Consider the following 13057-nt stretch of genomic DNA (forward strand, 5'->3'; position numbering starts at 1 on the left):
GAAATCCATTTCCGAACGGAGCACCCATGAAACTTTTCCATATCGCATTGGCAGGCTTCCTGAGCCTTGCCGCCTTCGCCGGCAGCGCATTCTCGGCAGCAGCCGCGGATCTTCTCACGATCCAGCTCAAGGATGGTCCCGTTGTCATCCAATTGATGCCTGAGGTTGCTCCCAAGCACGTCGCGCAGATCGAAGCGCTGGCGAAGAAGGGCGAATACGACAATGTCGTCTTCCACCGCGTCATCGACGGCTTCATGGCTCAGACCGGCGACGTCAAGTTCGGCAATACGACAAAGGGTTACAACGCGCAGAAGGCCGGCACCGGCGGCTCCGATTTGCCGAACCTTCCGGCCGAATTCTCCAAGGTTCCTTTCACGCGCGGCACGGTCGGCATGGCGCGCGCCCAGGACCCGAATTCCGCCAATTCGCAGTTCTTCATCATGTTCGCCGATGGCGATTCGCTGAACGGCCAGTACACGGTCGTCGGCAAGGTCATCTCCGGCATGGAGCTCGTCGACAAGATCAAGCGCGGCGAGGGGCAGAACGGCGAAGTGAGCAACCCGGACAAGATGGTCAAGGTCACCGTCACCAAGAAGTAAGTGTAGAACATATAGAACGAGGAAACGAACATGGCTGAGATCAAGGATCCCGAAAACACCCTCATCCTGGAAACCACCAAGGGCGAAGTTGTCATTCAGCTTCTGCCGCAGGTCGCTCCCGAGCATGTCGCTCGCATCAAGGAACTTGCTCGCGAAAAGGCTTATGACGGCGTCGTCTTCCATCGCGTCATCGATGGCTTCATGGCCCAGACCGGCGACGTGGAACATGGCAAGGTCGGCGGCAATACCGCCCGCGCCGGTACCGGCGGCTCGTCCAAGCCGGACCTGAAGGCTGAATTTTCCGCCACCTCGCATACGCGGGGCACCTGCTCGATGGCGCGCTCGCAGAACCCGAACTCCGCCAACTCGCAGTTCTTCATCTGCTTCACCGATGCACCCTGGCTGAACAAGCAGTATTCGGTCTGGGGTCAGGTGATCAGCGGCATGGACAATGTCGACAAGATCAAGCGTGGCGAGCCGGTGAAGGATCCGGACTCGATCGTCTCCGCGCGGGTTGCCGCCGACGTCTGATCGTGATTATTCCTGAAACCCGCCTCTTGCGCTTCGGGCGTGGGGGCGGGTTTCGCTTTGCCTGGATGAGCTGAATGCGTGTTGACCTTTTCGATTTCGACCTGCCGGATGAGCGTATCGCGCTCAGGCCCGCCGACCCGCGCGATAGTGCGCGCCTGCTCGTCGTCGATCCGAATGACCGCGGCAACACGCTGAGCGACCATCTGGTCCGGGATCTGCCATCCTTCCTGCGCCCAGGCGACGCCGTGGTCTTCAACGATACCAGGGTGATACCGGCGCAATTGGAGGGCATTCGCCATCGCGAGGGCGCGCCCGGCCAGCAGGTCTCGGCGACCTTGCACATGCGCAGCGCGCCTGATCGCTGGAAGGCTTTCGCCAGGCCCGGCAAGCGCATCAAGATCGGCGATCGTATCCAGTTCGGCCATGGCGAGACCGTCTGTTCGCTCGGCACGCTTGACGCCACGGTCGAGGACAAGGGCGAGGGCGGCGAGATCACCCTGCGGTTCGATCTGTCCGGCCCGGCGCTGGACGAGGCAATCGCCACGGTCGGCCATATTCCCCTGCCGCCTTACATCGCAGCCAAGCGAGCGGAAGACGAGCGTGATCGCGCCGATTACCAGACGATCTATGCCCGGGAAGAGGGCGCTGTCGCAGCGCCCACAGCCGGCCTGCATTTTACGCCGGCGCTGTTTGCAGCGCTCGACGCCATGGGTGTCGAACGGCATTTCGTGACACTGCATGTTGGTGCCGGCACGTTCCTGCCGGTCAAGGCCGACGATACCGACGACCACAAGATGCATTTCGAGATCGGCTATGTCGACGCCGGGACAGCGGTCAAGCTCAATGCCGTGAAGGCGAGGGGCGGACGCATCATCTGCGTCGGGACGACGTCGCTGCGACTGATCGAAAGTGCTGCCGATGACGACGGCACCATCCAGCCCTGGCAGGGTGCCACCGGCATCTTCATCACGCCCGGCTACCGCTTCAAGGCCGTCGACATGCTGATGACCAATTTTCACCTGCCGCGCTCGACGCTGTTCATGCTCGTATCGGCCTTCGCCGGCCTCGATACGATGCGCGCGGCCTATACCCATGCTATCGAGACGGGCTATCGCTTCTATTCCTATGGCGATGGCAGCCTGCTCTACCGGAAAGACTAGGACGAGATGAGCGAGAGCTTTCAATTCCAATTGAAAAAGAACGATGGCGGTGCCCGCCTCGGCGAAGTGTCCATGCCGCGCGGCACGATCCGCACGCCGGCCTTCATGCCTGTTGGTACGGTCGGCACGGTCAAGGCGATGTATCTCGACCAGGTGCGAGAAACCGGCGCCGACATCATCCTCGGCAATACCTACCACTTGATGCTGCGCCCGACCGCCGAACGTGTCGCGCGTCTCGGTGGCCTGCACGAACTGATCCGCTGGAAACATCCGATCCTGACCGATTCCGGCGGCTTCCAGGTGATGTCGCTGTCGGGCTTGCGCAAGCTCGACGAGAAGGGCGTCACCTTCAAGTCGCATGTCGACGGCAGCCTGCATCATATGTCGCCCGAGCGCTCGATCGAGATTCAGGGACTGCTCGGTTCCGATATCCAGATGCAGCTCGACGAATGCGTGGCCTTGCCCTCGACGCCGAAGGAGATCGAGCGCGCCATGGAGATGTCCTTGCGCTGGGCGGATCGCTGCAAGGCGGCCTTCGGCGACCAGCCGGGCAAGGCGATGTTCGGCATCGTGCAGGGCGGCGATATCCCCGATCTGCGTGTCCGTTCCGCGCAAGCTTTGAGCGGATTGGACCTGAAGGGCTACGCCGTCGGCGGCCTTGCCGTCGGCGAGCCGCAGGAGGTCATGCTGCGCATGCTCGAGATCACGCTGCCTGAGCTGCCGACCGAAAAGCCGCGCTATTTGATGGGCGTCGGCACGCCGGACGACATCCTGAAATCGGTTGCGCGCGGTATCGACATGTTCGATTGCGTCATGCCGACCCGCTCCGGCCGGCATGGTCTCGCCTTCACCCGCCGCGGCAAGGTCAATATCCGCAATGCACGCCACGCCGAGGACATGCGCCCGCTCGACGAGCAGTCCAACTGCCCGGCCTCGCGTGACTACTCCCGCGCCTATCTGCACCACCTCGTCCGCGCCAACGAGGCGCTCGGTGGCATGCTGCTCTCCTGGCACAATCTCGCCTATTATCAGGAGCTGATGCAGGGCATTCGCCAGGCAATCGCCGAAGACCGCTTTGCCGATTTCATGGCGGAGACTCAGGAAAATTGGGCGAGGGGCGATCTCGAGCCGGTGTAAGCCGTGAATATCGGAGGCGTTGGCGTACGCTTGCTCCCGTCACGATTTCGCGCTATTCGATGCTTGTCGAAAAAGGCAGGGTCGGTCTCGGTAAGCCCGACCCCTTCCACCCGGAAGCTCTGCTCCACGCCATCGGCGTGAGAACCCACGACGCGGAACTTGGCCATTGTGGCCGAGTGTCCCGCGTTGGCGTGGGCCGTTTCGACCGACATGTCTCCGCGGGAAAGCCTCTTGGAGCTGTCATGCGACTGAATCATCTAGATCTGCACGTTCCCGATGTCGCCGCGACCCGGGATGTTCTTGTCTCCGCGTTCGGCCTGACCGAGGTCGAAACACGTGGCGCAAACGGTCTCGCGATCCTATGCGACGATGCCGGGCTTGAGCTGGTCATCAGCCGACCAACCGAGAAATTCGGCGGCGCCGACACCGTATCGGTCGGCCGCAACACCTATCATATCGGCTTCATGCTCCCGTCTCGCGAGGCTGTCGATGCACAATACGAGCGGGCGAAAGCGGCTGGCTGCGAGATGAGACAGCCGCCTGCCGCGATGCGTGGCGGTTGGTCGTTCTATTGCTTCGCGCCCGGACAAATTCTCATCGAGGTCGGCTGGCGCAGCGAGTGAACCTGCATGGTAAATCATTTATTATCAATTGATTGCTATCATTAATTGATATCGTTTCGAGCCGATCGGGGGCATGACGCCAGGGATGCACCCGGAGCTCCAGCAGAGCTCGTGACGGCTTTGCGATAGGAAAGTATTGGGAAAAAATAGCGAATCGGAATAAACGGTCCTTCCGCCAATGATAAGCATCACTGGCTAATTTGATTGCGTAACGCTTGGAATTTTGAAGAAATCCGGCTACAACGCATTCTCTTTGTCGATAAGGGCTGTTCTACTGAAACTAGGAGGCACTTGCCGTTGAGGGCGCAACGCAAATTGGGGGCATGTCTTTCGGGACTATTGCTTGTCGGTCTGGTAGCCACGAGCTGCACGACGACGCAGAAGGCAGCACCGAGCTCCCGCAGTTCGACGAAACCCATTCGTCCAGCGAAAGTTACATATAATTACACCGCAAAGGACAGAGACTGTCTCGAGCGCGCAATGTATTTCGAGTCGGAACATTCCGACCATGATGGATATATGGCAGTCGGGACAGTCGTGATGAACAGGCTGACGTCCGGCGCCTATCCGAATACGATCTGCGGTATCGTAGCTCAGGAAAGACAGTTCGCGCCCGGAGTGATGGTCAAGGAAGTCAAAGCCCAGGCACAGCCGGACCTTGATCTTGCAGCGACTGCTATTCTGCGGGGAGAGCGACATCCTGGCGTGAAGGACGCGATGTTCTTCCATACCCAGGGTCTGAGATTTCCCTATGATAACATGCACTATGTTGCCATAGCTGGTGGAAACGCCTTCTACGAGAAGCGCGGTCGCGACGGCGAACTGCAGACCCCCGCACCGCTTCCGGCCTATGAAGTTGCGATGAACTACGTGTCCGGGCAGAGCATGTCGGCGACGCAATCTCCGTTCGTTCTGCCGGAGACGCAACCGATGCAGCCAGCACCTTCCGTCGCCACCTTTACGCCGGTATCAAACCCGACCGTCAATTTGCCGACAACGACTACGCTGGTTCCGGCTGAAGTTCCCATTCCGACACCGGCTCCGACTTCCATGTCGATTTCGGCGCCTGTCACAGATGCAAATGCAGTCGCCACTCCGGTGCCGACCTCCACCATAGCCGTTCCGCAGCCGCGCCCGAATTTCGACAGCGGCAGCTTTTCCGGCAACTCTCTGAGAATCCGAGGCTAGAGCGTTTTGTTTCTTTACGCATTCCAGACGGAAAACCGCTTCGCACTTTTCCTGGAAATGCTCTAGCCAATGCCTTTTAGCGGCGCGTACTGTCTTTCGTGATGGACGCGCCGCCCTCTACGGCACCGTTTCCCTTCAAATACCTTCGCTCGTCGCATTCGGCAGGATTTGCACGCCATTGATCTTGTAGGCACCATCAGGCTGTCGGGTTATCTGGTAGATCGCCGTCCAGTCTTTGCCGTCGGTGCCTGTGATCAGCACTTCCTGATAGACGACGGCGCCGTTATCGATCGCGCGGCTTTTCCCGAATGCGTAGTTGCCGGGGTGATAGACCGGCTGGTAGGCCTTCTTCACCATGGCAAAGAAAGTATCCTTGTCGGGAAACAGCGCCTTGATGCCCGGTGCCGCGAAGGAATAGGCGGCGGTTGCATCGTTATGCAGGAAAGCGCCTATCTGTTCCTGGATCAGGCTCTGGGCGGTCTGCACCGGGTCTTCCGCGCGCGCTGTCGACGCGAGGATGAGGCAGAGCATGGCGGCTACGGGAAATACACGCATGGGCGATCTCCGGCTATGTCACAGCCAGAATAGCGCGCTTCCCGCCTTCGCGAAAGCGGCTATTGCCAGCGGCGGAACAGCGCGCTGGCATTGACGCCACCGAAGCCAAAGCCATTGGAAATGGCATAGTCCATGGCCATCGGTCGGGCGGTCGTGCCGACCAAATCGATGCCTTCGGCCGACGGATCCGGTTCCTGCAGGTTGCGCGTCGGCGGGGCGATCTGGTCGCGCAGCGCCATGATGGTGAAGATCGCTTCCATGCCGCCGGCGGCTCCTAGCAGATGGCCGGTCGCCGCCTTGGTGCCGCTGACCGCAATTGCGCCGTTGCGGCCGAAGACCGTCTTGATAGCCTCCATCTCGCCATGGTCGCCCACCGGCGTCGACGTCGCATGCGCATTGAGATGCTTGACCTCGGCAGGCGAAATCCGTGCCTGCGAAAGAGCCGCGAGCATCGCCCGGCGCGCGCCGTCACCATCTTCCGGTCCGGCCGTCATGTGATAGGCGTCGGCGGCAGTGCCGTAACCGACGAGTTCGGCAAGCGGCGTGGCACCGCGGGCAAGCGCGTGTTCCAGTGTCTCGATGACGAGCATGCCGGCGCCTTCACCCATGACGAAACCGTCACGCGCACTGTCGAACGGGCGAGAGGCTTCCTCCGGCCGGTTGCTGAAGCCGGTGGAAAGGGCTCTTGCTGCAGCGAAGCCGCCGAGGCTGACCTTATCGATGCAGGCTTCGGCGCCTCCGCAAATGGCAACATCGGCCTCGCCGGAGCGGATCAGCCGTGCCGCATCGCCGATTGCCTGGACGCTTGCCGCGCAGGCCGTGACCGGCGCGCCGAGCGGCCCCTTATATCCATAGCGGATGCTGACCTGGCCGGCGGCGAGATTGACGAGGAAGGACGGGATGGTGAAGGGCGACAGCCGCCGGACCCCACGCGTTTCGGCCGTACGCACTGCATCGGCGATGGCCGGAAAACCGCCGACCCCCGACGCTATGATCGTGGCGGTACGCTCCAGATCGAGAAGCTCCGTCGGCTGCCAGCCGGCCTGAAGGATCGCTTCCTCAGCGGCCGCCATGGCAAAGAGGATGAAGCGGTCCATCTTCTTCTGGTCCTTGATCGGCACGTAGCGGTCGACATCGAATCCGGCTTCCGGGTCCTCATCGATGCTCGGAACGATGCCGCCGACCTTGGCGGCGAGATCGCCGACCATCTCCTCGGGCAGCAGCCTCAGACCGGAGCGACCCGCAATCAGCCGCTTCCAACTCGCATTGACGCCGACGCCAAGAGGGGAAACCAGGCCCATGCCGGTTACGACGATACGATCCATGTCTTGCTCCTATTTAATCAGGCGTCGAAGCCCAAAAACCATGCTTTCATCTGGGCGATGCGCTCATGAACGGCGTCATCGGCGGCCGGCCCGGGCACCAATATCGTGTCTTCGGGATGAAATGCGCGGCCGGTTACCCTGTCGATGAGAAGGGGATCCCGATCCTCGCCCGTGTCGGCATCGGCGAGCCGCATGGCGACTTCCTCGGCCGGCAGATACTGATTGCCCCAGGTGAAAAGCGCCATCAGAACCGGAAAGAAGTCGCGCCCCCTAGCGGTCAGCACATATTCGTAGCGCGGCGGTCGCTCATTGTAGAGACGCCGCTCGAACAGGCCTTCATCGGTCAAGTGCTTGAGCCGCCGCGTGAGGATGTTCGGCGCGACGCCGAGATTTCTCTGGAATTCGTCGAACCGGCTCAGCCCCTGAAACGCGTCCCGCAGGATGAGGATGCTCCACCAGTCACCAACGCTCTCAAGCGCACGCGCGGCCGGACATTTGAAGGTGCTGAAGCTTGTTCTCTGCATGGCAAGGCGAATAGCATGAGTAGCTATCATCATGCAAGTTACTGCGAGTGACAAGCGTCCACCGGAATTTGCGTCAGGGCATTTAGAAATAAAAGGAAGCGATCCGGAATCCGTTTGCGGTCGTTTCAACAAGGCAGCTCTGCGGTAAAGCGTCGGCGATGAAGGTGAGATACTCGGGGCGTGCTACCTGCAAAAGGGACCCTGAGTTCTCAGTACGGAGGCGCCTTGTGCGCGCGCTGTCGTTTTACTGCCTCGGTCCACCAGGAGAGGTCGTCGGCAAAACGGGGAAAAGCTCTCGCAAGGGCATCGCCTCCGCTCCCGAAAGGTTTATTGTCAGCGTCCAATGCTGTCGAGATACTGGCGACGGCAAGGGTGCTTGAGATGACGATCATTCCCATCTCGGAAAGAGTGCCATGCCAGGGGACCGCCGCATGTGCGCCGGAAAGGCGGCCACCGGAGTAACTGACAATTGCGGCCGGCCGCCAAAACCACTCCTCAAGGTAATGATCAGTCAGGTTTTTTAGACCAGGTTGCATGCCCCAGTTGTATTCGCCTGTGACGAAAACAAAAGCATCGGCGCCCCGAATTTTTGCGGCAAGCCGCTCCATTTCGGGGGGAGCAGAACCTTTGGGGTATTCCTTATACATTCGATCGAGCATCGGCAGTCCAACATCCTTCGCGTCGATCAGTTCCGCATTGTTTCCACGCTGGCGGAGGCTGGTTACGATATAATTCGCGAGACGGATGCCGAGGCGATCCGACCGGTAGGAGCCATAGAGAACCAGGATATTGTCGGTCATTGTTGATTATGTCCTCCATAGCCAACTCCGAAATGAAGCAGATGCGAGCCGTGACCACATTCATAGTGGGAAGGCGACGCGCAACATCGGATAAAAAGTGATATAGGTCTAATTCCGGAACTTTGATAGGCGCTCCAACAAAATGGCGCGCCTTTCAATTCCAATTGATATCGCGACACCGATCGATCCGTCGAGTGGCGGGAGCGCTTGGGAGTTGGAGCGTCGATCAGAACGACACTGTGATCCAAGTCCACTTTTGAAATTGTCAGGTCTCACAAGACAATCGCAGCACGGCGTTTCCGGGCTTCAAGGATCGGCAATCTGGGATAGCAAAGATGGATGAGAATGAGATTCGAGAGGCGCTCAATCGGCACTGGGCCGCCTCGGACGCAAATGAGTTCGATGTCGAGCACGATATATATCAGGAGAATGCACTGCTCGAATACCCGCAATCGGGCGAACGCATCAGGGGGCGGAACAACATTCAAGCCTCTCGCATCGCGCAACCCAACGCCAAGCGCTTCAGCGTGCGGCGTATTGTTGGTGCGGGGGACCTCTGGATTACGGAATTCATCCTTACCTATGACAACAGTCCATCCTACTCGGTGAGCATAATGGAATTCCGGGACGGCAAAGTGGCCCGCGAGACCCAGTACTTCGGCGACCCGTTTGCGCCGGGACCCTCGCGAGCGCAATGGGTCGAATGAACGAGATGAGGCGGACTCCTAGGTCTGCGACTCAGCAGGCACCGAAGCCGTCACCTCGTCCTCCGGAATATCGTCGAACGAGGCGTAGTTGAGGTTGTAGAGCTTCGAATAGAGCTTGCCGTTGGCCATGAGCTGGTTGTGGTTACCGCTTTCGATCAGCTGCCCATTTTGCAGCACGATGATGCGGTCAGCCTCGCGGATGGTGGCAAGCCGGTGGGCGATGACGAGGCCGGTGCGGCCTTCGAGCAGCTTGACCAGCGCCTTCTGGATCAGCATTTCGGTGTAGCTGTCGATATTCGCCGTCGCTTCGTCGAGCACCAGAATCTTGGCGTCCGCGACTAGGGCGCGCGCGAAGCTGACGAGCTGGCGCTGCCCGAGCGAAAGCCCGCCGCCGCGTTCGCCGAGAATGGTGTCGTAACCTTCCTGCAGCCGCACGATGAATTCATGTGCGCCGACAGCCTTGGCGGCCTCGATGGCCTCTTCGCGTGTCGCGTCCGCCTTGTTGTAGCGAATGTTCTCCAACACCGAACCGGTGAAGAGGAAAGGTTCCTGCAGCACCATGGCGACCTGCCGGCCAAGCGAATCCTGAGTGAGGGACCGCACGTCGTGACCGCCGACCAGAACCTGGCCCTGCTGCACATCATAGAAACGATGGATAAGCGCCATGGAACTGGACTTGCCCGAGCCTGTGGGACCGATCAGCGCCACGGTCTCTCCGGGATTGACCTTGAAGCTGACGTTCTTCAGCACCGGATGCTCGGGATTGTAGCCGAAGACAACATCACGGAACTCGACCGAGCCGTCCATGTCGCGCGAAAGTTCCTTGGCATCCGGAGCGTCCTTGATGTCGATCGGAACGTCGAGCACTTCGGTCAAGCGCTGGCCGGAAGCCATAGCGCGTTGCATGACCGAATATTGCATGGTCAGCGAACGGATCGGGTCGAAGAAGCGCTGAATATAGAACAGGAAGGCGACCATGATGCCGACATCGAGCCTGTGGTTCAGAACCATCGAGCCGCCGACGATGATAACGATCGCCATCGCCATGCCGGTCAGCGTGTCGACGATCGGCACCATGATCTGGGCATAGCGCGCCGCGGTCAGATGCGCATTGAGATTGGTATGCGCCTTGTCGTCGAAAAGCGAGAAGTTGACCCCTTGCCGATGCATGCCCTGCACGGCGCGCACGCCATGGATCGCCTCCGCCAGGGCGCCGTTGGTAACGGAGTTGGTCTCGTGCGCATTCATGAAGGCGACGCGCGCCTTTGGCAGCCAGAAAAGCCGCACGATGAAGAGGATCGGCATGACGGACAGCGTCAGCAGGCCGAGCCGGAAATCGAGCGACAGCATGACGATGACGATACCGAAGAGCAGGGCGATGTCGCCGACCGAAAGCACGGAAGTTTCAAGGAATTCCTGCATGGAGTTGACGTCGCCTTGCAGGCGCGACATCAGCCGGCCGACCTCGGTCTTGTCCATGAAGGAGAGCGATACGTACTGGAGATGCGCGAACATCGCGCGGCGTATGTCGAACAGCACTTCTTCGGCGACCTGGCCGACATATGTCTCCTGCACGTAGCTCGCACCATAATTGACGATGATCGCCACCGCAAAGATCGCCAGCGCCAGCCACAACGCCGAATAATCGATGGCACCCGGCGCCATCGCATTGTCGATCGCGTGGCGTATGACAAGCGGTATGACGATCTGCGACGCCGTGAACAGCAGCACGGCAATCACGGAAATGTAGATCTGGCGGCGATAGGGGCTGACGAAGGCCCAGATGCGGCGAATGATCTTGGTGTCGAAGACCTTGCCGAAGATTTCCTCTTCGACGCGATGCGAGCCGACCACGGCGCGGGGAGGGCGACGTCCATCCTCGCGCACGTCGTTGCGCTCGGTTTCGATAGTTTCCGACATTGTCAGACCTCCCCTTTCGCTCTTGCGAGCCTGCCGCCGGATGTCTTGACGACATCGTCCTCCGGGCGAACCTGCAGATCGTAAAGCGCCTTGTACCGCCCTCCCGCGGCCAACAGTTGCTCATGGGTTCCGCGCTCGACGATCTCGCCGTTCTCGATGAACAGGATCTGGTCGGCGTGCATCAGTGAACTCAGCCTGTGCGCCACCACCAGCGTTACCCGATCGCGGGCAAAGCGTTTCATGGCGCTGCGGATGCGCTGCTCCGTCGCCGCGTCGATCGCGGCCGTCGAGTCGTCGAACACCATGACAGCCGGTTTCAGCATCAGCGTGCGTGCGATCGTCAGGCGCTGGCGCTGGCCGCCGGAGAGCGACACGCCGCGCTCGCCGACGACAGTGGTGTAGCCGGCAGGCAGGCCGAGAATATAATTGTGTAGTTGGGCCGACTCGGCGGCACGCTCAATCCGGCCTTCTTTTGCCCAGGGGTCGCCATAGGCGATATTGTTCTCGATGCTCGTCGTGAACAGGAAGGAATCCTGCTGCACGACGGCAACGTTCTGTCGCAAGGATTGCAGCGTCGCCTTGCGGATATCCTGGCCGTCGATCGTGATCCGGCCGGAGGTGATGTCGTAGAAACGCGGGATGAGATGGGCGATGGTGGATTTGCCGCTGCCGGGCGGGCCGACGATGCCGATCGTTTCGCCGCGCCTTGCCTCGAAACTGATATTCTTCAGCACCGGGCGCTTTTCCGGACCCGGATAGCTGAAACCGACATTCTCGAAGCGCAGCACACCTTCCGTTACCGCAAGCGGCTTTGCGTCGGGTGCGTCCTTGATGGCGATATCGAGATCGAGCAGCGCAAAGAGGCGCGAGCCGCAAGTCGAGGCGCGGGCGAAGGCATTGACCATCAGCCCGAGCTGGCGCACCGGCATCTGCAGGATGGTCATGAAGGTCAGGAAGGAGGCGAGGGTGCCGACGCTGATCTGGCCCGCGATTACCTTGAGACCGCCCATCCAGAGCACGAGACCCATGGCGATGAAAAAGGAGAGGTTCATGGCGCTGGTGTTGATGACGCGGATGCCGACACGCCGATGGGCGAGGGTCAGCGCACTATGCGACGCCCGGTCGAATTTCAGGATCTCATGCGCCTGCGCAGCAAAGGCGCGCACAACGCGGATGCCGCCAAGATTTTCTTCCATCACGCGGGTGAGTACCGAGAGGCGTTCCTGCAGGTCGAGCCATGTCGAGCGCAGTCTCAGCTGCGTGACAGAGGAGCGCCAGGCCACGAAGGGCACGAAGCTCAAGGCAAGCAGGCCGAGCACGACATCCGTCGACAGCAGCATGTAGGCGCCGACGCCGATCAGCATGCTCAGCAGCAGCATGCGCACCAGCGCGGTGGAGAAATACATGCGCACGCCTTCCAGATCGAGCAGTCCGACGGTGATGAGATCGCCGGAATGCATCTTGTCGTGGAAGCTGAAGGAGAGCTGCTGGATCTTTTCGTAGCAGGCGAGCCTGAGCTCGTAGCCCATGTGATGACCGACCGCCTCGCTGTAGTAGTTCTGCACCATCGTGAACAGGCCGCGCAGGATGCTGACCGTGAGCAGGAGCAGGGCGGTCGTCAGGAGTGCATTCTCGGCAATTTGGCCCGCAGCGCCACCGGCGACCGCCGTCTGCGTCTGGTCGACCGCGTGGCCAAGCAGGCGCGGTATCATCAACTGTAACGTTGCAGCTACAAAAGTTGCCCCAATGGCGAAGCTTGTCTGCCATGGATGGCGCAGTGTCATATGGGTGATCCGCACGATCGTCGAGAGACCTTGCCCCCAACCGGCCGCATTGACATGCGCACGCGAAGCCAAGGACTTCGCGGCGCTTCTTGATGAATCGCTGCTCACGCTTTTATCCAGGTATTTTCGAACGAGGCGGTCCCAGAGTCGGGTTCGTATCTCAGGGGAACTATTGATAGGATGAATTTTGCCGATTCCGTGGCG

Annotated in this window: 13 protein-coding genes; 7 read left to right on the forward strand and 6 right to left on the reverse strand. The window is 60.3% G+C overall.

What is annotated here, in order from left to right:
* The first annotated feature begins 26 nt into the window (after positions 1-26).
* The 6 genes from FHT28_RS07080 to FHT28_RS07105 all read left to right on the forward strand — a co-directional run bounded on the left by FHT28_RS07080 (position 27) and on the right by FHT28_RS07105 (position 5238).
* Positions 27-599, forward strand: coding sequence for a peptidylprolyl isomerase (locus tag FHT28_RS07080; RefSeq protein WP_037202085.1), 573 nt, complete (start codon positions 27-29; stop codon positions 597-599).
* A 30-nt stretch (positions 600-629) separates the two neighbouring features.
* Positions 630-1130 carry a peptidylprolyl isomerase gene (locus tag FHT28_RS07085; RefSeq protein ID WP_037202088.1) on the forward strand — a complete coding sequence of 167 codons (501 nt, stop codon included), beginning with the start codon at positions 630-632 and terminating at the stop codon, positions 1128-1130.
* A gap of 74 nt (positions 1131-1204) precedes the next feature.
* Positions 1205-2290, forward strand: coding sequence for a tRNA preQ1(34) S-adenosylmethionine ribosyltransferase-isomerase QueA (gene queA, locus FHT28_RS07090; protein ID WP_168595839.1), 1086 nt, complete (start codon positions 1205-1207; stop codon positions 2288-2290).
* Between the two features lie 6 nt (positions 2291-2296).
* Complete coding sequence (tgt, locus tag FHT28_RS07095) at positions 2297-3427, forward strand: tRNA guanosine(34) transglycosylase Tgt (RefSeq protein ID WP_113118257.1); 1131 nt, start codon at positions 2297-2299, stop codon at positions 3425-3427.
* Between the two features lie 242 nt (positions 3428-3669).
* Positions 3670-4050, forward strand: a complete 381-nt coding sequence (locus FHT28_RS07100) for a VOC family protein (RefSeq protein WP_168595840.1) — start codon at positions 3670-3672, stop codon at positions 4048-4050.
* A gap of 297 nt (positions 4051-4347) precedes the next feature.
* Positions 4348-5238 (forward strand): cell wall hydrolase, encoded by an 891-nt coding sequence (locus FHT28_RS07105; RefSeq protein WP_168595841.1) that lies wholly within the window; start codon positions 4348-4350, stop codon positions 5236-5238.
* 135 nt (positions 5239-5373) lie between these two features.
* Here the strand turns inward: FHT28_RS07105 and FHT28_RS07110 are convergent, their stop codons facing one another.
* The 4 genes from FHT28_RS07110 to FHT28_RS07125 form a co-directional block, all read right to left on the reverse strand.
* Positions 5374-5793 (reverse strand): DUF4864 domain-containing protein, encoded by a 420-nt coding sequence (locus FHT28_RS07110; protein ID WP_092573730.1) that lies wholly within the window; start codon positions 5791-5793, stop codon positions 5374-5376.
* Positions 5794-5852: 59 nt separating this feature from the next.
* The gene (gene fabF / locus FHT28_RS07115) at positions 5853-7118 is read right to left on the reverse strand and encodes a beta-ketoacyl-ACP synthase II (RefSeq protein WP_113118253.1); all 1266 of its coding nucleotides are present in this window, start codon (positions 7116-7118) and stop codon (positions 5853-5855) included.
* A gap of 17 nt (positions 7119-7135) precedes the next feature.
* Complete coding sequence (locus FHT28_RS07120; protein WP_092573731.1) at positions 7136-7642, reverse strand: helix-turn-helix domain-containing protein; 507 nt, start codon at positions 7640-7642, stop codon at positions 7136-7138.
* Between the two features lie 209 nt (positions 7643-7851).
* Positions 7852-8442 (reverse strand): NADPH-dependent FMN reductase, encoded by a 591-nt coding sequence (locus FHT28_RS07125; RefSeq protein ID WP_092573732.1) that lies wholly within the window; start codon positions 8440-8442, stop codon positions 7852-7854.
* Between the two features lie 335 nt (positions 8443-8777).
* Here FHT28_RS07125 and FHT28_RS07130 point away from each other — a divergent pair, with 335 nt between their 5' ends.
* Positions 8778-9149, forward strand: a complete 372-nt coding sequence (locus tag FHT28_RS07130; RefSeq protein WP_037202105.1) for a nuclear transport factor 2 family protein — start codon at positions 8778-8780, stop codon at positions 9147-9149.
* 18 nt (positions 9150-9167) lie between these two features.
* On the opposite strand, the gene FHT28_RS07135 is transcribed toward FHT28_RS07130, so the two are convergent.
* On the reverse strand, positions 9168-11069 hold the full coding sequence (locus FHT28_RS07135) for an ABC transporter ATP-binding protein (protein ID WP_168595842.1): 1902 nt from the start codon (positions 11067-11069) through the stop codon (positions 9168-9170).
* Positions 11070-11071: 2 nt separating this feature from the next.
* Positions 11072-12961, reverse strand: coding sequence for an ABC transporter ATP-binding protein (locus FHT28_RS07140; RefSeq protein WP_047638110.1), 1890 nt, complete (start codon positions 12959-12961; stop codon positions 11072-11074).
* Positions 12962-13057: the final 96 nt, after the last annotated feature.

Origin of the sequence: Rhizobium sp. SG570, from assembly GCF_012275345.1 — a bacterium.
Taxonomy (GTDB): Bacteria; Pseudomonadota; Alphaproteobacteria; order Rhizobiales; family Rhizobiaceae; genus Rhizobium; species Rhizobium lusitanum.